The organism is Bacillus sp. HMSC036E02 (assembly GCF_001836235.1).
Classification (GTDB): domain Bacteria; phylum Bacillota; class Bacilli; order Bacillales; family Bacillaceae_G; genus Bacillus_A; species Bacillus_A cereus.
Genome location: NZ_KV827874.1, coordinates 101,409 through 124,899, shown reverse-complemented (window position 1 = coordinate 124,899; position 23,491 = coordinate 101,409). Strand labels below are relative to the sequence as shown.

Here is a 23,491-nt window from a genome sequence, read left to right as displayed (position 1 = left end):
TTTTAGTATATTAATAGTGGAAACATAATGCTAATATGAAACTACTCTTTTTCAAAAAATTTTTTATTAGGGGGAAGGTTATATGAAAAAGAAGAGTTTAGCATTAGTGTTAGCGACAGGAATGGCAGTTACAACGTTTGGAGGGACAGGCTCTGCATTTGCGGATTCTAAAAATGTGCTCTCTACGAAGAAGTACAATGAGACGGTGCAGTCACCTGAGTTTATTTCTGGTGATCTAACTGAAGCAACTGGCAAGAAAGCAGAATCTGTTGTGTTTGATTACTTAAACGCAGCAAAAGGTGATTACAAGCTAGGGGAAAAGAGTGCACAAGATTCTTTCAAAGTGAAACAAGTGAAGAAAGATGCTGTAACTGATTCAACAGTAGTACGTATGCAACAAGTTTACGAAGGAGTGCCTGTATGGGGTTCTACTCAAGTAGCTCACGTAAGTAAAGACGGTTCTTTAAAAGTATTGTCTGGAACAGTTGCACCTGATTTAGACAAAAAGGAAAAGTTGAAAAATAAAAATAAGATTGAAGGCGCAAAAGCAATTGAAATCGCGCAGCAAGATTTAGGGGTAACACCGAAATATGAGGTAGAACCAAAAGCGGACTTATATGTATATCAAAACGGTGAGGAAACAACATATGCATATGTTGTAAATCTAAACTTCTTAGATCCAAGCCCAGGAAACTACTACTATTTCATTGAGGCAGACAGCGGTAAAGTATTAAATAAGTTTAATACAATTGATCATGTAACGAATGATGATAAGTCACCAGTTAAGCAAGAGGCTCCTAAACAGGATGCGAAAGCTGTTGTAAAGCCTGTTACAGGAACGAATAAAGTAGGAACTGGTAAAGGTGTATTAGGAGATACGAAGTCGCTTAATACAACGTTATCTGGATCATCTTACTACTTACAAGATAATACACGCGGAGCAACGATTTTCACATATGATGCGAAAAATCGTTCAACATTACCAGGAACATTATGGGCAGATGCAGATAATGTTTTCAATGCAGCGTATGATGCAGCAGCAGTAGATGCTCATTACTATGCAGGTAAAACATATGATTACTATAAAGCTACGTTTAATAGAAATTCTATTAATGATGCAGGAGCGCCGTTAAAATCGACAGTTCATTACGGAAGTAATTATAACAATGCATTCTGGAACGGATCACAGATGGTATACGGAGATGGTGATGGTGTAACGTTTACTTCATTATCTGGTGGAATTGATGTAATTGGTCACGAGTTAACGCATGCTGTTACGGAAAATAGTTCAAATCTAATTTATCAAAATGAATCAGGGGCTTTAAATGAAGCGATTTCTGATATCTTTGGTACTTTAGTAGAATTCTATGATAACCGTAACCCGGATTGGGAGATTGGTGAAGATATTTACACACCTGGTAAAGCAGGAGACGCACTTCGCTCTATGAGTGATCCTACGAAGTATGGTGATCCAGACCATTATTCTAAGCGTTACACTGGTTCAAGTGATAACGGTGGTGTTCATACAAACAGCGGCATTATTAATAAACAAGCTTATTTATTAGCAAATGGTGGTACGCATTATGGTGTAACTGTAACTGGTATCGGTAAAGATAAATTAGGTGCGATTTACTACCGTGCAAATACACAGTATTTCACGCAATCTACTACATTTAGTCAAGCTCGTGCTGGTGCAGTACAAGCTGCAGCAGACTTATATGGTGCAAATTCTGCTGAAGTAGCAGCAGTTAAGCAATCATTTAGTGCTGTTGGTGTAAACTAAGGCTTTAAGGAAGAGCTAGTAATAAAATACCTCAAAAATAAAGAAGGAGCATAGGCTCCTTCTTTATTTTTTTCTCCATTTTTTCCACAAATAAAACAATCCAATAACGCCTGCGATTGTTACAACCCACTTCGCTTCATTTGTTCCGTTCATGACTTGGTATGCCGAATATACTTCAATCAATAAGGCCGGTATTTTACCTATTGTACTGGCAATACTGAAGGAGAGTAATGACATTTTCCCTAGAGCTGCAAATAAAGTCACGATACTTGATGGGATGAAAGGTATCAATCGAAACGATAGAACGAGTAGAAAGGCCTCTCTACCTTCTACATAAAGAAGACGCTCTACCTTTGGGTACTTATTTACTTTATCGTGAGTGAACTTTTGAAGGCCCAGGCGGTAAATATAAAACGAGATAATAGCCCCTAAGGCCTCACCTGCGATCGAAATGATTGTGCCATTTGTTACACCGAAGAGCTGTATATTAATGGCGGTTAAAAAGATGCTAGGAATAACACCTAAAAGACTAATGATGATGTTAATTAAGATACTAAGTGGAATTGCGATTGAATAGTATTCTGTTAAGAAATTTTGAATCGTTTCAGCCATTGTTTAAAATCCTTTATCTTTTTTTGCATTACACCATATTTCGATTGTATAGGCAAGGGAAAATTTACATAATGTAGAAAAACGTTGATAAGAAGGGGTATTGATACCTTATATGGGTATTAGGTATATAAAAATAGGGGTATTTTAAATCATTTTGAAAAACAGTATAAAAACCTTTGTGTAAAAGAGTTTTATAATTATATTATTGGTGATTTTATTCGGGAAATAATTATAAAATATAGGGGGTATATATTATAAAAGGCGAAAAATAGAGGGTTGATGAAATTGCGCGGGTAAATATGGAAAAATAGATGGAAAAAATGAAAACTGATAGATTTTTTCGTTGTGAAATTGACTTTTAGTGAAGTTGCGATAATAATCATGGAAGAGGTGATATGATGAAACGAATAAGCAGTCTTTTCTTCAGTAGTTTATTGGCATTAGTGCTAATCTTAAGTGGATGTGCAGGAAAAGAACAAAAAACAGAGAAACAGACAGGTAATCAAGCTACATCGGTAGAAAAAATTAGTGATAATATTTTAGATGAAATGGAAGGACCACCTAAAAATGGTCATACGATTGAAAGACATGTAGGCAAGTCAGAAGAGGATTTGAAGAATCGCTTGAAGACAGATAAAGTGTCAGCCGCAAGTACATACTATGATAAAGAAACAGCGACGAAAGCTGTAAAAGATAGCTTGAAGCAACATGACAAGGAAATTCAAGATTGGTTAAAAAATTCTAAAGAGGCTCGTCTCGTAGTAAATACAACTCATTCATTCCCTGTTGGAAAAACGGTAATAAAGAAAAATATGAGTGTAAAAGACAAGTTGGTAAAAACTGTTACTGTTTTAGCAAGAGATAAGTCAGGGGAATTAGGGTTTAAGATTATTACTTCTTATCCATCTGATAAATAAGAAGGGGGAGTACATTATGTATATGACATTACAATACTTTCTTAAATCGTACTGTACGTTAAGTATTCATGAGGATGAAATAGTAAGCGTGATGGAAGAGTTTATTGAACAAGAAGACGAAGAAATTGTTTTGAAATTACGTGATGAATTAATAAATATGAAGAAAAAGAACGCGTGGGAAGAGGCGTGTGTATTAGCTGCGAAGCAAGGAAATCGTATGTGGTCTTTAGAAGAAACGAAAGATCATCTTGAAACTTTTTTACTATTACTGCAAAAGAAAAAGGCGTGATTTAATCACGCCTTTTTCTTTATGTTATTCGGTTGATATTATCTATTCTTTTGGGGCGCTTTTATATACACTTTTTGAAATTTGTCCATTTGATATTACTTCCCCGTTTTGTGTTACTTTTTTATACGTAACCGCTGTGATTTTATCACTAGTCCTACTAATTACTTGAGAAGAAACTTCAACATTTTTACCAGTATTTGTACCGAAAATGCGTGTAGTAATACTACCTCCATTTGAAAATGCTTGAATATAAATATGATTGCCTGTATTATTTTTAAATTTTAAATCTGGACCATAATCTGCTACTGCTGCATCTTGCCCAAGTGGTAAATAATTTACTGGCATAGAATGATTGCTTCGAGAAACAATTCCTAAATCAGCCCTTAAAGCTGCGCTGTATAAAGTACTACTGACTTGGCAAACTCCTCCGCCTGCACTTTGTATTACTTTACCTTGTGAATATACTGCTGCAGATTTGTAACCATGTGCAGCATCAGTTACGCCAACGCGGCCGTTAAAACTAAATGTTTCATCAGGTGCGACAATAACCCCACTTAAAGTATTAGCTGACTTATTTACGTTAAATGATTGATTTCCGTTACGGCCAGCCATTGGAGTAGAATATTCAGCAATGACTTCTTTAATACCCATTTTCTGTATATCTTCTGTAGAACGTTCTGGTTTTATGAATGTAACTGGTAATGTAACATCTGATTTACCAGTAGTAATAGCTTCGTTTGTTAAACCGCTTAGTTTCCCTTTATCAATTTTTTCTCCGTTTTGGCTTTGACTAACATTTACTGTTGAGCCTTCAATACTTAATTCTGCGTTAACAGGATTTTTTAATGTTTCATTATATTTATCTTTTATAAAGGTTTCATAAGCTGTTGCATTTAATTGTGGTGTTAATTTATAGTCACGTTTTAATTCACCGTTTTCAGCTTGCTTACGCATTTTGTAACGATTCATTACGTTTCCTTCTTGTTCTTTGAAGATTTTGTCAATAATATCTTTCTCTTTATAATTTACCCCTAAATCTTTCCATGTGTAAGTTTGTTTATCGTTTTGGAATATGTAGGTAAGGGATTTTTGATCTAATTCAGTTACCCTTTGATTAATAATTGCTTGAATATCTTTCTTATTTTTTCCATCGAGAGAAATACCTTCAAATGTAGTATTTGGTAATGCAGTAGTATCTAATTGATTATTTAATTTGGATACATATTGATATCCCCCAACACCGCCTACACAAAGTAATATGCCCCCAGCAATTGCAGAACCAATCAGTATTTTACTTAGCTTCATTTATTTCCCCCCAGAAATTTATGTATAAATATATGTATTACATTTTTTGTATAAAAATGATGAAAATAACATTATGTACGTACTAGTATACTATTATTTTCACTGCGTGTGTAATGTTTTCATAAAAAATGTTACATTTCTGTAATAATTGTCACTTCTTGTCACAATGTGTATGAAAAATATGTTGAAAAATATAATAAAAAGGCTGTCTAGAAAGATCTAGCAGCCTTTTTATTATAATTTTTTATGTTCATTTTTATTCGTAACACCGAGATGTTTTTGAAGGGTAGTTGAAATAGTATCGACGCTTTTTTCATTTGGCACGTAATAATAAATACCACCTATATATTTATCTGTACCTTCTACTTGCATTTTTTCCATCTTTAAATTTGAATCCATTGAATTTTTTGTAATTGTCATCATATCATCAAAAGTTAAATTGGTTTTTAAGTCTTTATCGACAGCGTCTAGTAGGCCACCGATTTTATTAATGGAATTAAGAGATAGTGCCTTTTCAGCAATGGCCTCTAATACAAGCTGTTGTCGTTGGCCACGCATATAATCACTATCGATGTGACGAGTTCTAGCTAGTGCCAGTGCCTCTTCTCCATTTAAATGTTGACGTCCTTTTTTTAGATGAATTGCATCTGCTTCATCTTTACTATTTTGCTCTGTGAATTCAACTGGAACGTCCACAGTAATGCCACCAAGAGAATCAACAATTTTAATAAAGGATTTAAAATTGAATTTTACATAATAATCAACTGGAACATCTAAAAAGTTCTCTACCGTATCAATTGTGCTGTCTACACCACCGAATACGTGCGCATGTGTGATTTTATCGTATTTATCACGTGATTTAATGTAGACGCGTGAGTCACGTGGAATGCTTACAAGTTTAACGGATTTATCGTTTTTATTAATTGTTGCAAGTAATAACGCATCTGTTCGAGTTGCTTTTCCATAACCTTTTTCCCTAATATCACTTTCATCAACACCCATAATTAGTACGGAAATATTGTCGGTCATAGGTTTAACAGCTTTTTCACGTTTACTGGACTTATCTCCTCGACCTAGTTCAGCATAAGCATTATTTAAGACGGACTTTGCTTTACTGTATATATGGAAGGAATAGCCTCCTGCTCCAAGTGCTACAATTAGTAATGGAATAAGAAGGAACCAAAGTAGGCGTTTTTTCTTTGAGCGTCCTTTTTTGGCTCGCGTATCTTTGTTCGTGTCGGATTTCATCATTTTTTCTCCTTTAAAACTATCAAAGTGTATACATTTAGAAGTGTATTCAAACACATAAAAAATATTTTACGCTAAATAAAAGCGATTGTACATGTATAAAAAATAGATGTCTTGATTATTTATCCCGTATTAACGGGTAGTAAAACTCCCACCTCCAAGTCCAGTGAATGCAATGAAGTTAGGTGGGAGATAACTGCCCGTAAATACCCGATTGGTGAAGGCTAATAATCAGAGTGGGGATAGCCCCACTCTGATTAAAGTTTCACTTTATAAGACATCTATTCGTTATTGTATACAAAAGATAGGGATAAGAAAATGATAAAATTTTACCTAATTACAACATAATGCTTACGATAATTGCAGATAAAATACTAACGAGAGTAGCTCCATATAGTAATTTAAGGCCAAACCTCGCAACAACGTTTCCTTGTTCTTCGTTTAGTCCTTTTACCGCACCTGAAATAATACCAATGGAAGAAAAATTGGCAAAAGATACAAGGAAAACAGAAATAATACCAACTGTACGGGGAGAAAGGCTATTAGAAATTTTACTAAGGTCCATCATTGCGACAAATTCATTCGTTACAAGCTTCGTTGCCATAATGCTGCCAGCTGCTACAATTTCAGAACTTGGTACACCGATAAGGAATGCGATAGGTGCAAATACGTAGCCAATTAATTGTTGGAACGTAATACCGAATATAATGAGGAACAGGTCATTAATACAACTAATTAAGGCAACAAATCCGATGAGCATAGCGCCGACAACAATGGCTACACGAAAACCATCAAGAATGTATTCTCCAAGCATTTCAAAAAAGCTTTGTTTTTCACCTTTGATTTCTAAAATATCTTCGTCATCTTTAACGTCGTAAGGGTTAATGATGAGTACGATAATAAAACCGCTAAATAAATTGAGAACGAGTGCAGTTACTACATACTTAGGTTCAATCATTGTCATATAGGCACCTACGATAGACATAGATACGGTTGACATAGCGGAGGCACAAAGTGTATAAAGACGGTGTTTTGGGATTTGAGCTAATTGCTTTTTCACTGTAATAAAAACCTCTGATTGGCCGACAATGGCAGAGGCGATAGCGTTGTAAGATTCTAATTTTCCAAGACCATTTATTTTACTAAGAAAGTACCCGATCCAACGAATGAAAAATGGTAGTATTTTGAAATGTTGTAATATACCAATTAAAACAGAAATAAAGACGATTGGTAATAATACAGTAAGGAAAAATGGCATTTCACCTTTATTTGCAAGACCACCAAATACGAAATTTATTCCATTAGCAGCATACTCGAGTAGCTTTGTAAACAAACTGGAAATGATTCTAATAAGTATGAGGCCGATTTCTGTATTTAATAGTAAATAGGTTAAAATTAACTGTATAATAAGCATGATAAAAATTGGTTTAAATTTAATATGCTTCTTATTATTGCTAGCAATATAAGCGAGCAAGAAAACAACAATTAATCCGACGAAAAAAGTAATGAATTTCATGGTAAGCCCCCTAAAAGAGATATTCTGCTATATATGTTTTTCATTTCAAGGGAGAATATGCATCTTTGGTAAAGAAAGGAATAGAGAGAGTATGAATATATGTAGAGTGCATCACGTTGCAATTATTTGTTCGAATTATGAGACGTCAAAGGATTTTTATACTAGAATATTAGGGTTTAAAGAAATGAATGAAGTATATAGAAAGGAACGAGATTCTTATAAATTAGATTTATGTGTAGGAGAAGAGTATCTAATCGAATTATTTTCATTTCCAAATCCGCCTGAGCGCAAAAGTTTTCCAGAAGCAGCCGGTCTTAGACATTTAGCATTTGCTGTTACAAATATAGAAGAAGCTGTGAAGCATTTAAATCAATGTGGTGTTGAGACCGAACCGATCCGTATTGATGAAATAACGGGGAAGAAATTCGTCTTTTTCCAAGACCCTGATGGTTTACCTTTAGAATTGTATGAGGTTTGAAAATTGGTGGATTTTATATAGAGTTGCTTTCCAATAATTGAAGAAACTAAAGTGAAACTTCTTTTTAAAAGGAGGTGTAACTTTAGCTAAGAAAGCTAAAGAGCATATGTGGATATTTTAAAATTATTGATGGTAGTCATTCTTATTGGGTTAACAGCATTTTTTGTGGCTGTTGAATTTGCAATTATTAAGGTACGTAGCAGTCGTATTGATCAACTCGTTAGCGAAAAAAGACGAGGTGCACTGGCCGCTAAAAAGGTAACTACAAATTTAGATGAATATTTATCGGCCTGTCAGCTAGGTATTACAATTACTGCTTTAGGGCTCGGGTGGTTAGGGGAACCAACCATTAAACATTTACTCGAGCCGTTGTTTTTAAAATTGCAATTCTCACCTACAATTTCCAGTACAGTTTCATTTATTATTGCCTTTGCAGTAATTACATTTTTACATGTTGTCATTGGGGAACTTGCTCCAAAGACATTTGCTATACAAAAAGCAGAACAAGTTAGCTTATTGTTATCTAAACCACTTATTTATTTTTACCGAGTTATGTATCCGTTTATTTGGGCTTTGAATGGTTCAGCGAGGGTTGTAACTGGTTTATTCGGATTACATCCAGCTTCTGAACATGAAGTAGCTCATTCAGAAGAAGAATTAAGGTTAATCTTATCTGAGAGCTATGAGAGCGGAGAGATTAACCAAAGGGAATTTAAATATGTAAATAATATTTTTGAATTTGATAATAGAGTAGCAAAAGAAATTATGGTACCTCGTACGGAAGTTGTGGGCTTATATGAGGACGAACCATTTGAAACACATATTAAAGTAATCGCGCAAGAAAAGTACACGAGATATCCTGTATTTGGTGAAGATAAAGATGAAATTATTGGGATGGTTAATGTAAAAGATTTATTTATTCGTTATATGGATGGTAGTCGGGACGAGGAGTGCTCGATTATGCCATATACAAGGCCAGTTATTGAAGTGCTAGAAAATATTCCAATTCATGATTTACTATTACAAATGCAAAGAAAACACATTCCATTAGCTGTATTGTATGATGAATATGGTGGTACAGCAGGGATTGTTACACTAGAAGATATTTTAGAAGAAATTGTTGGAGAAATTCGAGATGAATACGATGAAGATGAGAATCCACCTATAGAGCATATAAGTGAAGGCTATAAAATCGTAGAGGGAAAAGTGCTTATTAGTGAAGTAAATGATTTGCTTGGCATACATTTAATTGCTGATGATGTAGATACAATTGGTGGCTGGATTATGGTACAAAAACAAATCGTTGCTGAAGGAGATATTATTGAGAAACACGGTTTTTATTTTAAAGTCCTTGAAAAGGATATGCATCAAATTAAACGAGTGGAAATAAGGAAAGTAGGAGAATGATTTTCTATAAACTTTAATAAAAAGGATATACAGAAAAATAAATGTTTGCGCTTTCAAAAAAGGTGCTATATAGTGAAGGTGGATACTGAAAAATTCTTCTGAATGATACTCGTGTTTTTAGAGGGCGGATTTTTTGGATAAGGATTTAGAATGAAAAAGTATAGGTGATAAAAATGATAGCAACGAAGGATATACGTATAGAAAAAGATTTTTTAGGTGAAAAAGAAGTACCAAGTGCAGCTTATTATGGTGTACAAACATTACGTGCTGTAGAAAACTTCCCAATTACAGGATATCGCATTCATCCATCACTCATTACAGCAATGGCAATTGTGAAAAAAGCGGCGGCACTTGCGAATATAGATACTGGTTACTTAGCTAAAGACATTGGACATGAAATTGCAGAAGCAGCGCAAGAAATTGTTGATGGAAAGTTTCATGATCAATTTATCGTGGACCCTATTCAAGGCGGAGCCGGAACTTCTATTAATATGAATACAAATGAAGTAATTGCGAATAGAGCGTTAGAACGTATGGGATATGAAAAAGGTGCTTATGCGAAAATTAGCCCAAACACTCATGTGAACATGGCCCAATCAACGAACGATGCGTTTCCAACAGGGATTCATATTGCAACTCTTATGATGTTAGAAAAGCTTCTTATTACAATGGAAGAACTTCATTCTGCTTTTCGTAAAAAAGCAAAAGAGTTTGATCACGTTATTAAAATGGGACGCACACATTTACAAGATGCAGTTCCAATTCGCCTTGGACAAGAATTTGAAGCGTATAGCCGAGTGCTTGCGCGCGATATAAAAAGAATTAAACAGTCTCGTCAACATTTATATGAAGTGAATATGGGGGCGACAGCTGTTGGTACAGGATTAAATGCAAATCCTACGTATATTGAACAAGTAGTAAAACATTTAAGAACGTTTAGTGGGTTCCCACTTGTTGGTGCAGAGCATTTAGTTGATGCAACGCAAAATACAGATGCATACACAGAAGTATCTGCAGCACTTAAAGTATGTATGATGAACATGTCTAAAATTGCAAACGATCTTCGTATTATGGCGTCTGGGCCACGTGTTGGGTTGGCTGAAATTCAATTGCCAGCACGTCAGCCAGGTTCATCAATTATGCCAGGTAAAGTAAATCCAGTTATGGCAGAAGTGATTAACCAAGTCGCATTCCAAGTAATCGGAAACGATCATACAATTTGCTTAGCATCAGAAGCAGGACAATTAGAGTTAAACGTAATGGAGCCTGTGCTTGTATTTAATTTAATTCAATCTATAAGTATTATGAATAATGGATTCCGTGTATTCCGTGAATATTGTATTGAAGGAATTACAGCAAATGAAGAATTGCTGAAGCAATATGTTGAGAAAAGTGTTGGAATTATTACAGCAGTTAATCCTCATATTGGTTATGAAGCAGCATCTCGTATTGCACGTGAAGCGATTGAAACAGGAAAATCTGTTAGGGAGTTATGTTTAGAGCATGGTGTACTGACAGAAGAGGAATTGGATATTATTTTAGATCCATTCGAAATGACTCACCCTGAAATTGCTGGAGCTTCTTTATTAAAAAATAAAAAAATGTAATGTGAAAAACACCAATCCATTTGGATCGGTGTTTTATTTTTAAAAGATATTAAATACAGCGTTTAATTGAAGTAAGCTAATAACAGCTAAGAAGATTAAACTGTATTTCATTGCTGTTTTAAATAGAGCAGATTCTTTACCAACTAGTCCAACTGCGGCACAAGCAACTGCTACAGATTGTGGTGAAACCATTTTTGCCATTGTACCACCTACTACGTTTAAGGCAACGAGTGTAGAAGGGACGATGTTTAACTGGTCTGCTGTTACTGCTTGAAGTGGTGCGAATAAAGAACCACTTGAAACTACTGAACCTGTAATGAATACGCCAATCCATCCTAAGATTGGAGAAAGAATTGGGAATGCATTACCAGTAGAAGAGAATGCAAGTCCAAGTGTAGATGACATACCAGAGTAGTTCTCTACGTAAGCTAATGCGATAACGCTACAAATTGTATATACTGGAGCTTTTAATTCTTTCATTGTTTCAATCATTAATTCTTTAACCATTTTACCTTTTACGCGGTAAACGATAAGTGAAACGATAATTGCTAGTACAATCGCAGTAGTTGTAGAAGAGAATACATCAAATTTGAAAACAGCTGCGAAAGGTGTATCAGCTTTTGTAATTGGTGTAGTTTTCATAACAGCATTATGAAGACCAGGGAACTGAATGTTAAATACTAAGTTTGCTAACGCACCATCTGGAGCAAATAAAGCTTTAATCGGTTTTAAGTTAAAGATTGTTACAAATGCAGTTAAGAATACGAATGGAGACCAAGCATATAAAATTTGATTGAATGTATGTGATACTTTAGTTTCTTGTTTTTCTTCTTTAGTAGAAGATTTTGGTTGCCAAACACGTAAGAATAATGCAAGAGAGATCATACTTACAACGGCTGCGAAAATATTAGTAAGTTCTGCGCCTAAGAAGTAAGTTACAGCGAATTGAGTAATAGCGAAAGAAACACCACTTACAAGAATACCTTGCCAAGTTTCTTTAATACCTTTAATTCCATCGACCATTGAAACAAGTAAGAAAGGTAAGATAACACTAATGAAAGGTAAAATAAGAACAGTTTGACGACCAATAGTTAATGCGTCAAGTTGAGTTAATTGTGCTGGTACTGTAACTGGAATACCCATAGCACCCATAGCACCACCAGCAATATTAGCTACTAAACAAATACCTGCTGCTTTTAATGGATTAAAGCCCATACCTACAAGTAGTGCGGCTGTAATAGCAACTGGAACCCCTAGACCAGCTGCGCCTTCTAAGAAAGCCCCGAAAGAATAAGCGATTAATAATACTTGTAAACGTTGATCATTTGTAATGCTTGAAATACTATCGCGAATAATATTGAATTGCTCTGTTTTAACAGTTAATTTGTAAAGGAAAATTGCAGCGATAACGATAGTACAAATTGGATAAAATCCAGATAAAACACCGAATCCGGCAGATGCTACAGCTACTGTTGCTGGCATTTTATAAACAAATATTGCAAGGATAATAGCGACAATCACACTATAAAGACCAGCCATGTAACTTTTCATTTTGAATCCCATTAAACAAATGATGAAACAAAAGATTGGAAGTGCTGCGATTAGTGCAGATAACCAAATATTGTTTAACGGGTCATAAATTTGTGTCCAAGTACTCATAATAATGACAACTCCTATCTATTATATGTGAAGAAATTCACATTATTTGTGAAACTATTCACAATCAACTTACATGCTTAGTATATTCTCCTTCAACACTATTGTCAACGTAAAAAAGTATAATTATTCCATAATAGTGTTAAAAGAAAAGCTTTGTTCATAAAGTAGACAAAAAACACACTCAAATGAATTTAAGTGTGCTGTATAAACTATGTGCATATTATTTTGCTTATTCAGATGGCATGTTCCTTATAGGCGTATATTAGATGAAGTCTTTTATATTAAGTATAAAGTTTGATATATGCAATTATCTGTCCTATTTGATCTAGTGGGGGGAACGGTGAGTGGATTTAATAGGAAGTTTTGCACAACAATCCAACCGCTTGCAATACGAATAAAAAATAAGAAACAAATTTTTAATATCACATCATCTCTTTTTACTGAAAATTCCTTTTAGCGTAACAAAGAGGTTAATTATAGTTCAACTACATTACGATAGGTTATCAATTATAGACGGTATTTTACAATACCGTTACTGTGCATTTCAATGAGGTGAAAATATAACAAAAAGCCTGATAAAACAACGTTTGCAAGCAAAGTATTCGTAGGCCATTATTTTGCTTTTTCGTTATATCATATAGTATAATATTCAAAATCAGCAAGGATTTTTTCCAGAATTTTTGCTGATAAAGATGGAAAAATTTTTCGGCTTTATAGGTTGATAAAGTTATGTCGTAACAGGAAATATAAGAACAGATATATAAATAAATAAAAAGAACATAAAAACGCAAATAAAAACGAAAATGAGGGGAACTTTATGAGCCAAAATCAATTCGAATGTCGTATTTCAGAAGAAGATGTACAAATGTTAAGAGCGTTAGCTCACCCACTTCGTCTACGTCTAGTAATGGAACTTATGCAAAGAGGAACATGTAATGTAACACAGCTACAGGAAGTATTAGAAATTCCACAATCAACTGTTTCACAACATTTAACGAAGTTAAAGCAAAATAAAGTAGTACGCTTTGAAAGACGAGGATTAGAAGTGTATTATCAAATCCATAATGATAAAGTAAGTGCAGTAGTAAAAACATTATTTTCTTAAAATTTGAATATTATGGAAAAAGACGTGTAGAATATACGTCTTTTTTTATTTGTCAGAAAGGTAGCGAGAGAGTAAATATTAGCATGTTAGGAAGAAATGACTATCAATCAACATGCTGCCTTACGGAATATATTCTAAAAGGAAAAGAAAAAATAAAAAGGAGTGTAGTAAGCAAAAGGAGGGATAGTAGTATGGATGTGAAACGTGTGAAACAAATCTTATCTTCTTCAAGTAGAATTGACGTTACATATGAGGGCGTACCAGTATGGATTGAGAGCTGTGATGAGCAGAAGGGGAGTGCTCAAGTGTATGATGTATCTAATCCTGGTGAGAGCGTTCATGTGGACGTGACAGCTTTAGAGGAGAAGTAATAGAAAAGACGCTTCTAAAATTAGAAGCGTCTTTTTTGTTATTCCATCATATGTGCAATTTTCTTAGAGAACATAAGAAGTACTAATCCCAGTACGATTACGATAATACCGATGCTTGCGAATACTTCTAAATATCCTAAAGATTGAGTGAAAGCAGCTAATTGTCCTGCTAAGAAGTTTGCACATCCAGTACCAGCTAACCATACACCCATTAATAATGATGCTAATTTAACAGGAGCGATTGCACTAACCATAGATAATCCGATTGGTGATAAGAATAATTCACCGATTGTATGGAACATGTAAGTGAATACAATGAATAGTAAGTTTGCCTTCATTGTAATGTTACCTTCATCGCTACCAGTTTTTAGAACAGCTAAAGTTAAAACTAAGTACCCGATTCCTAGTAAAATCATACCGAAAGCCATTTTTGTAGGGATTTTTAAATCACCATTTTTTGTTTTTGAAAGTTTAATCCATAAAGCTGAAACAGGTAATGCTAGTAAGATAATGAATAGTGGGTTTACAGATTGGAACCAAGGTGTTGGAATTGTAAATCCACCAATTGTACGATCTACGAACTTATCTGTGTAAAGTGTTAAAGAACTACCAGCTTGTTCAAAGCCTGCCCAGAAGAATACTACGAAACAAGTTAAAATTAAAATTGCAGCTGTACGTTTTTTCTCTTGTGATGTTAAAGGTTTTTTCTCAATTACTTTTGCAGTCTTTTCTTTAGACTTTTTACCTACAACAGTTGTACCAATTGTTCCTAAGTAACGAGGTGCTAAGAAATTAAAAGCAACCTGTCCAATGATCATACCGATACAAGCTGTTAGGAATCCATATTTGTAATCTGTGAAGTAACCGCAAATGAATGGAGCGATAAGAGCTCCTAAGTTAATTCCCATGTAGAAGATAGTGAAGGCACTATCACGACGAGAATCGTTGTCGCTATATAATTGACCTAGTAAAGTCGAAATATTTGGTTTGAAGAATCCATTACCAATAACTAATAAGCCTAATCCTAAAAATAGTCCAGTTTTCGTATTCATTGAAAATAGTACGAAGTTACCAATCGCCATAATGATACCGCCAATAGTAATGGCATGTCGTTTCGTAATGAAATGGTCAGTTAACCAACCGCCGAGAATCGGTGTGAAGTATACTAACATTGTGAAAATACCGTAAATTTGAACGGCAACTGCTTTATCAAATCCTAAACCGCCACTTACTAAGCTCGTTGTTAAATAAAGAACTAATAAGCCACGCATTCCGTAATAACTAAATCTTTCCCATGCTTCTGTAAAGAACAACAAGTATAACCCTGGTGGATGTTTTTTTGGTGATTGTTGCTCTCCAGCTTTGTCTAATTTTAAAGCTGCATCCATTTTTGTTTCCCCCTAATCCTGTATAACGGATATTTATGTAATCATTTTAATTTACAAAATATTTAGAAGTCAATAGAATTATATGGAAATAGAAAGAAAATTTCTAAAAAAGTTCTATTTTTCTTCGACCGTTACTGTATTTTGCCCTGAAAACGAGATGATAAGCGTTTTCAAATGTAATAATTGAATTCTAAAAGAAAATAAAATAGTGATTAATCAGAAAATTTAGATTAAAACATTTATTCTGATATAAAGAAAATATATTCTATTTACTTTCTCAATATAACATATTGGGAATAAAAATACAAAACGAAATAATGTGACATTTAAGTGAATTGAAAAATAACCAGCTCCACAGAAGGGAGCTGGTTAAGGAAGTATTATTTAACAAAGCGTTTTTCAATGTCATCTAATAGTAGGTTAGCGGCCATTACGCCACCAGCTGTATTCCAAATAACGTCATCAACTTTGTATGCTTTACCATTTTTTACTGCATTTAAATTTTTAAATAGAGGATCGTTTATATACTCTTTTTCTAGTTCAGATCCTTTTTTCTCATTTCCTTTATCGAATGTGAAGTAGAATAATACGTCACCATCCATAGCAGAAATACGCTCTTTAGATACGTTACGCTCTGCAAAATCATCTTTATTTTGATCTCCAGGACGTTTAAATCCAAGTTCTTTTAAAATAACACCAGAGAATGTATCGCCATGATAAATACGAACATCACCAGGCATGAAACGAACCATAGAGATTTCTTGGTTTACTTTATCGCCAAGTTTGCCTTTTAAATCTTTTATACGTGATTCGTAATCAGCTACAACTTTTTGACCTTCTTTTTCTTTATTTAATGATTTTTCATAAAATTTGAAGTTATCTTTCCATTCACCACGTAATGTTTCTGAGAACACAGTAGGTGCAATTGCTTTTAGTTGTTCGTACACTTTTTCGTGGCGCATTTTATTACCGATAATTAAGTCTGGTTTTAAAGAAGCAATTGTTTCAACGTTAACTTGTCCTTCATCACCAACAACTTTTACATCTTTCATTTTATCCTTAATATGTGGATACCATGGGTCACCAGTCCAAGACTTTACAGCACCAACTGGTTTCACACCTAATTCAAGTAAAGCTTCAGTTCCTTCATTTGTTAAGATAACTACACGTTTTGGATTAGCAGGAACTTCTGTTTTACCCATTGCATGTTCTACAGTAACCACTTCTTTTTTATTATCTTCTTTTGTAGATTCTTCTTTGTTATTTGATTTTCCACAAGCGCTTAAAAGCATTGAAAATGCTAGTAAAAATACAAATACTGTAAACGATTTCTTCCGCATGAAATTCATTATGTACCCCCTACATGTTGAGAATGTTTTTCAATAGCAAGCATGATATTAAGCCTTTATCTTTTGATTGTCAATACATATGGGTGAAAATAATTCTCATTTCCGTTGACAATGAGAATTAAGTTGAAATACACTAACAACGTATCATTATACATTGAAGGGGAAACGCTGCATGTTATTAAAAACAAATCGAGCAAAATGGATTGGATTATTTGTTGGAATCATTGCAGTCGTTATTTGTATTTGGGGAAGTATTATTTTCGGGTATACAAATACGAGTTGGAAACTAGCATTGGATGCTTTTTTCCATTTTAACGGTTCCAATGAACATATTATTATTCAAAATGTACGTCTGCCTAGGGCGTTAATTGCAGCTAGTGTTGGTGCTAGTTTAGCCATTGCTGGTTGTCTTATGCAAACTTTAACTAAGAATCCACTTGCTTCTCCAGATTTTATTGGATTAAATTCAGGTGCTGCGTTCTTCATAGTTGTAGCAATTGTAATCTTTTCAGTAACATCATTATCAGCTTTCACATGGATTGCCTTTTTAGGAGCGGCGGTTGCAGCTGTACTTGTATTTGCTTCTAGTTCTTTAGGAAAAGAAGGAACTACTCCTCTTAAGTTAACGTTAGCAGGGGTCGCAATTAGTGCGTTATTTTCATCATTAACACAAGGATTACTTGTGTTAAATGAAAAAGCACTTGAAGAGGTATTATTTTGGCTTGCTGGATCTGTGCAAGGGAGAAAGTTAGAAATTTTACAATCTGTATTCCCATATTTATTAATAGGATGGATTGCATCTCTTATGATGGCAGGGAAAGTAAATACATTGATGATGGGAGAAGACGTCGCGAAAGGACTTGGACAACGAACAATTTTAATGAAATCATTCGTGTTACTTATTATTGTACTGTTGTCTGGTGGTTCGGTTGCGGTTGCTGGCCCAATTGGATTTATTGGAATTATTACTCCGCATTTTGCGAGATTTCTTGTTGGAGTTGACCACAGATGGAGAGTGCCTTATAGCGGATTGTTAGGTGCAATACTACTAATATTGGCTGATATAGCAGCAAGATATGTCATTATGCCACAAGAAGTACCAGTAGGAGTTATGACAGCATTTATTGGAGCTCCATTCTTTATTTATATTGCACGTAAGAGAGGGCTTAGCAAATGAAGAAATATATTCCGTTTCGTATAGGAAAAGGTGAGCTCTCGTTTTTAATGTATAAACGAGCTTGTCTCGTCTTGTTAAGTTTACTAGTTGTTTTAATAGGATTATTCTTTGCGAGCGCAGGTATGGGAGACATGAAAATTGCTCCTTATGACGTATGGCAAGCAATTACTGGAAATGGCGATGCGATGTCAAATATGGTTGTGAATAAGTTTCGTATGCCACGTATTTTAATTGCTATCCTCGTAGGAATTGCGCTTGCTGTAGCAGGATGTATTTTACAAGGTCTCGTTCGAAATCCACTTGCTTCTCCGGATATCATCGGGATTACGGGCGGGGCAAGTGTTGCAGTTGTATTGTTTTTAGCTATATTTAGTGATAAAAATAATGCGCTAACTGTAAGTATTCATTATATGCCGTTAGCAGCCTTTGTTGGGGCAACGATTGTGGCGCTTTTTGTATATTTATTTGCATGGAGAAATGACGGGTTATCGCCGATTAGTCTTGTTTTAATTGGTGTGGGGTTTTGGGCATTAACGAAAGCGGCAACGACTTTGTTTATGTTGTTAGCACCAATTTATCAAGCGAGTCAAGCGAATGTATGGATTACAGGTACTGTTTATGGTTCTTCATGGCAAAACGTTATGGTGCTTGCACCGTGGGTTCTCATTTTAACGGTAATATCATTTATAGCTGCTAGACATTTAAATGCGCAAGAGCTAGGGGATGATATTGCGGTAGGACTTGGTGTTCCTTTAACGAAGTCACGCGTATTCATGTTATTACTTAGTACCGCTTTAATTGGGGGAGCAGTTGCCTTCGCCGGAGGAATTGGATTTGTCGGTTTAATGGCACCTCATATTTCACGAAGGCTAGTTGGTTCTTTATACGGTGCATTACTCCCAGTTGCAGCTATTGTTGGTGCAATTCTAGTACTTGCTGCAGATTTAATTGGGCGTACAGTTTTCACACCACTTGAAATTCCAGCAGGGGTATTTACATCAGCAATTGGTGCACCTTATTTTATTTATTTACTTTATAAAAGTCGGAATTCATAAAGGGAGATGAATATGCAAAAAGCATTGGAGACGAAACGTTTGACGTTGTCTTATGGTGAAACAATTATTATCGATGAGTTGAATTTAGAAATTCCAAAAGGTGAAATTACAATCTTTATCGGTTCCAACGGTTGCGGGAAATCAACTTTATTACGTTCACTAGCTAGATTATTAAAGCCAACAACTGGTGACATTTTGTTAGATAATCAAGCTATTCAAAGTATGCAAACGAAGCAAATTGCTCGTCAAATGGCAATTTTACCGCAAGGACCGCAAGCACCTGAAGGGCTTACAGTATTGCAACTTGTAAAACAAGGACGCTATCCATATCAAACATGGCTGAAACAGTGGTCAGAAAAAGATGAGGAAATGGTACAGAAGGCACTTGCAGCAACAGGTATGACAGAATTTGCTGAGCGTGATGTGCATGCTCTTTCAGGTGGACAACGACAACGTGCTTGGATTGCAATGACGCTTGCACAAGATACAGATATTATTTTACTGGATGAGCCTACTACATATTTAGATATGACTCACCAAATTGAAGTGCTAGATTTATTATTCGAATTAAATGAAACAGAACAAAGAACAATTGTTATGGTATTACACGATTTAAATTTAGCATGTCGCTATGCAGATAACATTGTAGCCATTCAAGATAAACAAATATATGCACAAGGTAAACCTGAAGAAGTGGTAGATGAGAAACTAGTACGTGATGTATTCCGAATGGAGTGTCAAATTAGTACGGATCCGTTATTTGGAACACCGCTTTGTATACCTCACGGAAGAGGAAGACGTGTAGTTAAAGAAGTTGCTCAGGCAATGAGATAAAAAAACGATGAGTGATTCATCGTTTTTTTATTTGGTACAAGAAAATAAGAGGAAGAGAGGAATACGTAAGCGACGTTTATACTCTTCTTCATCTTGAAAATAGGTTGGATTTGGTGTAGCTTCTTTTAATGATGTAATGGTAAATCCGGCTTGCTGTAATAATGTAAAATAATCTTCCGTTGTACGATGATATTTAATAACTTCTTGGTCAATCCATGGTTCAACCCGTTTGCCTAGTTTAAAGTAATCATCGACGAGCCAACTCGTTCTTTTACCACTTGTTTGTAAGCTTTCAAACGAAGAAGTAATAACGGGATGTTGAACGCTAAAGGTAAAGGTGCCATTTGTTTTTAAAGTTTGAAACACATTTTGAAAAATGGCATCAAGATGTTCAATATAATGTAAGGCGAGTCTAGATGTTACTAAATCAAAAGTGGAAGAGGGGTAGGTATAATCTTTGAGGTTTAAAAAATGAACAGTTCCATTTTTATTTTCTAGTTGTTTTTTAGCTTTTTCATACATAAGTTCGGAGCCTTCAATGCCGGTGTAAGAGTAGCATCCCTTTTCTAATAATTCCGCGCCAAACTTAGCATCACCACAGCCTAAATCGAGAATTTGTTTTCCTCGTACATGACCAATGAGCTGAAAGAATATTGGTTTTTCAATGGATTCATTTGGGCTATTTTCTCGGTATCTTCGTTTCATATATTGTTCGAAAAATGCTGTGTTATTGTATACATCAGATTCTGTAAATGCCATGTTTGAAACCTCCTGAAATATTTTTTTAATTCTATCAAATATGAAAAGTAAATAATAGATTTATTGTAATGAATCATATATAATCTAAAATTGTAAGCGGTTACTTTAAACTATTTTTCTATAATAAATTCTGAAAACGTGTTAAGCTAGTAGAGGGATTATTAGAACTATTAAGACAATAATCCGCTTACATGAACGATGGGAGGCTTCACGATGTCTAGTAAAACACTTGCGAAATTTTTAGAAGAAAATTTAGAGGATTTAAAATCAAAGGGGCTTTATAACGTAATTGATCCGCTTGAGAGTTCAAATGGACCAATCATTACAATTGGCGGAAAAGAATATATTAACTTATCTTCAAACAACTATCTTGGATTAGCAACAGATAGTCGTTTGCAAGAAGCAGCAATTGGTGCTATTCATAAGTACGGTGTTGGAGCAGGGGCTGTTCGTACAATTAACGGTACTTTAGATTTGCATATTAAGTTAGAAGAAACAATTGCAAAGTTTAAACATACAGAAGCAGCAATTGCTTATCAATCAGGATTTAACTGTAATATGGCAGCGATTTCAGCCGTTATGGATAAAAATGATGCAATTCTTTCAGACGAATTAAACCATGCTTCTATTATTGATGGTAGTCGTCTATCAAAAGCAAAAATTATTGTTTATAAACATTCGGATATGGAAGATTTACGCCAAAAAGCAATTGCGGCGAAAGAATCAGGTCTTTACAATAAATTAATGGTAATTACAGACGGTGTCTTTTCAATGGATGGAGATGTTGCAAAACTACCAGAAATTGTTGAGATTGCAGAAGAGTTAGATTTAATGACATACGTAGATGATGCACACGGTTCAGGTGTACTTGGAAAAGGTGCAGGAACTGTAAAGCACTTCGGTCTTTCTGATAAAGTTGATTTCCAAATTGGTACATTATCAAAAGCAATTGGGGTAATTGGTGGATATGTAGCAGGGAAACAAAATTTAATTGACTGGTTAAAAGTTCGTTCACGTCCATTCTTATTCTCTACAGCATTAACACCAGCTGATGCAGCAGCTTGCATGAGATCAATTGAAATCTTAATGGAAAGCACAGAGTTACACGATCGCTTATGGGAAAATGGTCGCTACTTAAAACAAGGATTAAAAGAACTTGGCTTTAACATTGGGGAAAGTGAAACGCCAATTACACCTTGTATCATTGGGGACGAAGTATTAACACAAGAATTTAGTAAACGTCTAAATGAAGAAGGTGTATACGCAAAATCTATCGTGTTCCCAACTGTAGCAAAAGGAACAGGGCGCGTTCGTAATATGCCTACAGCAGCTCATACGAAAGAAATGTTAGATGAAGCAATTCTTAAGTATGAAAAAGTAGGAAAAGAAATGGGCATCATTTAAGTAACGACATCTTTTGAATAGCTTGCAAATGAGGAGTGGGGAAAATGAAAAAAATTCTAGTAACCGGTTCTTTAGGGCAAATTGGTTCTGAACTAGTAATGAAACTTCGTGATGTATACGGCGCATCAAATGTTATTGCAACAGATATTCGTGAAACAGATAGTGAAGTAGTAACGTCTGGTCCATTTGAAACGTTAGATGTAACAGATGGACAAAAACTACATGATATCGCAAAGCGTAATGAAGTAGATACAATTATTCATTTAGCAGCTTTACTTTCAGCAACAGCAGAAAAAAATCCGTTATTCGCATGGAACTTAAATATGGGCGGACTTGTAAATGCATTAGAAGCAGCTCGTGAATTAAACTGTAAGTTCTTCACGCCAAGTTCTATCGGTGCATTCGGTCCATCGACGCCAAAAGATAATACACCGCAAGATACAATTCAGCGTCCTACTACGATGTATGGGGTAAACAAAGTGGCAGGAGAATTACTATGTGATTATTATCATCAAAAATTTGGCGTAGATACGCGCGGTGTCCGTTTCCCAGGTTTAATTTCTTACGTAGCTCCTCCAGGAGGCGGAACGACTGATTATGCAGTTGAAATTTATTATGAGGCGATTAAAAAAGGTGCATACACCTCATACATTGCTGAAGGAACGTACATGGACATGATGTATATGCCTGATGCTTTACAAGCGATCATTTCATTAATGGAAGCTGATCCAAGTAAGCTAGTGCATAGAAATGCATTTAACATTACAGCAATGAGCTTCGAGCCAGAGCAAATTGCAGCGTCAATTCGTAAACACATTCCGACGTTTACAATGGATTATGCAGTAGATTCAGCTCGTCAAACAATCGCTGATAGCTGGCCAAACTCTATTGACGCAACTGCAGCAATGAAAGAGTGGGGCTTTAAAGCAGAATACGATTTAGACAAAATGACAACTGACATGCTGGCTAAGTTAAAAAAAAAGCTCACAGCTGAGTTAGTGATGAATTAATAGGAAGAGTCGATTCTTAGGAATCGGCTCTTCATTATTTTTGGGAGGAGAGAAGTCTTATGCAAAGAGTTGATGTCGTATACGCACTAATACATGACGAAGAAACAGATAAAATATTAATGGTACATAATGTAGAACAAAACGTTTGGTCATTGCCAGGTGGGGCTGTGGAAAAAGGTGAAATATTAGAGGAAGCACTAATAAGAGAAGTGAAAGAA

At 35.0% G+C, this 23,491-nt stretch carries 22 protein-coding genes; 14 read left to right on the top strand and 8 right to left on the bottom strand.

Translation table 11 applies throughout. The annotated features are described in order from the left end of the window. The first annotated feature begins 82 nt into the window (after positions 1-82). Complete coding sequence (locus HMPREF2590_RS25665; protein WP_000730369.1) at positions 83-1,783, top strand: M4 family metallopeptidase; 1,701 nt, start codon at positions 83-85, stop codon at positions 1,781-1,783. Positions 1,784-1,846: 63 nt separating this feature from the next. Here the strand turns inward: HMPREF2590_RS25665 and HMPREF2590_RS25660 are convergent, their stop codons facing one another. Beyond that, complete coding sequence (locus HMPREF2590_RS25660) at positions 1,847-2,395, bottom strand: TVP38/TMEM64 family protein (RefSeq protein ID WP_000852232.1); 549 nt, start codon at positions 2,393-2,395, stop codon at positions 1,847-1,849. Between the two features lie 398 nt (positions 2,396-2,793). On the opposite strand from HMPREF2590_RS25660, the gene HMPREF2590_RS25655 reads away from it, so the two are divergent. Then, the gene (locus HMPREF2590_RS25655) at positions 2,794-3,312 is read left to right on the top strand and encodes an RNase A-like domain-containing lipoprotein (protein ID WP_050821597.1); all 519 of its coding nucleotides are present in this window, start codon (positions 2,794-2,796) and stop codon (positions 3,310-3,312) included. A gap of 16 nt (positions 3,313-3,328) precedes the next feature. Continuing rightward, positions 3,329-3,601, top strand: coding sequence for a hypothetical protein (locus HMPREF2590_RS25650; protein WP_000282019.1), 273 nt, complete (start codon positions 3,329-3,331; stop codon positions 3,599-3,601). Between the two features lie 42 nt (positions 3,602-3,643). Here HMPREF2590_RS25650 and HMPREF2590_RS25645 read toward each other — a convergent pair whose 3' ends face one another. From HMPREF2590_RS25645 to HMPREF2590_RS25635, 3 genes are all read right to left on the bottom strand, one after another. Continuing rightward, the gene (locus HMPREF2590_RS25645; RefSeq protein WP_050821598.1) at positions 3,644-4,906 is read right to left on the bottom strand and encodes a VanW family protein; all 1,263 of its coding nucleotides are present in this window, start codon (positions 4,904-4,906) and stop codon (positions 3,644-3,646) included. Positions 4,907-5,140: 234 nt separating this feature from the next. Beyond that, positions 5,141-6,157 carry an LCP family protein gene (locus tag HMPREF2590_RS25640; protein ID WP_044584123.1) on the bottom strand — a complete coding sequence of 339 codons (1,017 nt, stop codon included), beginning with the start codon at positions 6,155-6,157 and terminating at the stop codon, positions 5,141-5,143. A 334-nt stretch (positions 6,158-6,491) separates the two neighbouring features. Next, positions 6,492-7,670 carry a NupC/NupG family nucleoside CNT transporter gene (locus tag HMPREF2590_RS25635; protein WP_000668870.1) on the bottom strand — a complete coding sequence of 393 codons (1,179 nt, stop codon included), beginning with the start codon at positions 7,668-7,670 and terminating at the stop codon, positions 6,492-6,494. Between the two features lie 91 nt (positions 7,671-7,761). Between HMPREF2590_RS25635 and gloA2 the strand changes: the two genes are divergently transcribed. From gloA2 to aspA, 3 genes are all read left to right on the top strand, one after another. Further along, the gene (gene gloA2, locus HMPREF2590_RS25630) at positions 7,762-8,148 is read left to right on the top strand and encodes an SMU1112c/YaeR family gloxylase I-like metalloprotein (protein ID WP_001017677.1); all 387 of its coding nucleotides are present in this window, start codon (positions 7,762-7,764) and stop codon (positions 8,146-8,148) included. 108 nt (positions 8,149-8,256) lie between these two features. Further along, positions 8,257-9,555 carry a hemolysin family protein gene (locus HMPREF2590_RS25625; protein WP_000353323.1) on the top strand — a complete coding sequence of 433 codons (1,299 nt, stop codon included), beginning with the start codon at positions 8,257-8,259 and terminating at the stop codon, positions 9,553-9,555. Positions 9,556-9,728: 173 nt separating this feature from the next. After that, positions 9,729-11,162, top strand: coding sequence for an aspartate ammonia-lyase (gene aspA, locus HMPREF2590_RS25620; RefSeq protein WP_000562130.1), 1,434 nt, complete (start codon positions 9,729-9,731; stop codon positions 11,160-11,162). Between the two features lie 39 nt (positions 11,163-11,201). Here aspA and HMPREF2590_RS25615 read toward each other — a convergent pair whose 3' ends face one another. Then, on the bottom strand, positions 11,202-12,821 hold the full coding sequence (locus HMPREF2590_RS25615) for an L-lactate permease (protein WP_000109103.1): 1,620 nt from the start codon (positions 12,819-12,821) through the stop codon (positions 11,202-11,204). Positions 12,822-13,638: 817 nt separating this feature from the next. On the opposite strand from HMPREF2590_RS25615, the gene HMPREF2590_RS25610 reads away from it, so the two are divergent. Then, positions 13,639-13,926 (top strand): ArsR/SmtB family transcription factor, encoded by a 288-nt coding sequence (locus HMPREF2590_RS25610; protein WP_000081428.1) that lies wholly within the window; start codon positions 13,639-13,641, stop codon positions 13,924-13,926. 191 nt (positions 13,927-14,117) lie between these two features. Then, the gene (locus HMPREF2590_RS25605; RefSeq protein ID WP_000382679.1) at positions 14,118-14,297 is read left to right on the top strand and encodes an acid-soluble spore protein H; all 180 of its coding nucleotides are present in this window, start codon (positions 14,118-14,120) and stop codon (positions 14,295-14,297) included. A 38-nt stretch (positions 14,298-14,335) separates the two neighbouring features. Here HMPREF2590_RS25605 and HMPREF2590_RS25600 read toward each other — a convergent pair whose 3' ends face one another. Both HMPREF2590_RS25600 and HMPREF2590_RS25595 read right to left on the bottom strand, forming a co-directional pair. Further along, a complete protein-coding gene (locus HMPREF2590_RS25600; RefSeq protein ID WP_000338318.1) occupies positions 14,336-15,685 on the bottom strand; it encodes a peptide MFS transporter in 1,350 nt (449 codons plus the stop codon). A gap of 380 nt (positions 15,686-16,065) precedes the next feature. Beyond that, the gene (locus HMPREF2590_RS25595) at positions 16,066-17,034 is read right to left on the bottom strand and encodes an ABC transporter substrate-binding protein (RefSeq protein ID WP_050821599.1); all 969 of its coding nucleotides are present in this window, start codon (positions 17,032-17,034) and stop codon (positions 16,066-16,068) included. 172 nt (positions 17,035-17,206) lie between these two features. Here HMPREF2590_RS25595 and HMPREF2590_RS25590 point away from each other — a divergent pair, with 172 nt between their 5' ends. The 3 genes from HMPREF2590_RS25590 to HMPREF2590_RS25580 are packed head-to-tail and all read left to right on the top strand — an operon-like array spanning position 17,207 to position 20,100. Then, complete coding sequence (locus HMPREF2590_RS25590; RefSeq protein WP_000925232.1) at positions 17,207-18,211, top strand: FecCD family ABC transporter permease; 1,005 nt, start codon at positions 17,207-17,209, stop codon at positions 18,209-18,211. Then, complete coding sequence (locus HMPREF2590_RS25585) at positions 18,208-19,266, top strand: FecCD family ABC transporter permease (protein ID WP_000760054.1); 1,059 nt, start codon at positions 18,208-18,210, stop codon at positions 19,264-19,266. Before HMPREF2590_RS25590 ends, HMPREF2590_RS25585 begins: the two co-directional genes overlap by 4 nt. A gap of 12 nt (positions 19,267-19,278) precedes the next feature. Beyond that, on the top strand, positions 19,279-20,100 hold the full coding sequence (locus tag HMPREF2590_RS25580; RefSeq protein ID WP_001167962.1) for an ABC transporter ATP-binding protein: 822 nt from the start codon (positions 19,279-19,281) through the stop codon (positions 20,098-20,100). Positions 20,101-20,127: 27 nt separating this feature from the next. Here the strand turns inward: HMPREF2590_RS25580 and HMPREF2590_RS25575 are convergent, their stop codons facing one another. Beyond that, positions 20,128-20,859, bottom strand: a complete 732-nt coding sequence (locus tag HMPREF2590_RS25575) for a class I SAM-dependent DNA methyltransferase (RefSeq protein WP_044584127.1) — start codon at positions 20,857-20,859, stop codon at positions 20,128-20,130. Between the two features lie 213 nt (positions 20,860-21,072). Here HMPREF2590_RS25575 and HMPREF2590_RS25570 point away from each other — a divergent pair, with 213 nt between their 5' ends. The 3 genes from HMPREF2590_RS25570 to HMPREF2590_RS25560 all read left to right on the top strand — a co-directional run. After that, complete coding sequence (locus HMPREF2590_RS25570; RefSeq protein WP_000095905.1) at positions 21,073-22,263, top strand: glycine C-acetyltransferase; 1,191 nt, start codon at positions 21,073-21,075, stop codon at positions 22,261-22,263. Between the two features lie 44 nt (positions 22,264-22,307). After that, entirely contained in the window at positions 22,308-23,273 is a 966-nt protein-coding gene (locus tag HMPREF2590_RS25565) for an L-threonine 3-dehydrogenase (protein ID WP_000723129.1), read from the top strand. 59 nt (positions 23,274-23,332) lie between these two features. Then, positions 23,333-23,491 (top strand): NUDIX hydrolase (locus HMPREF2590_RS25560; protein ID WP_141763556.1); only part of this gene is annotated, 159 nt, incomplete at its 3' end.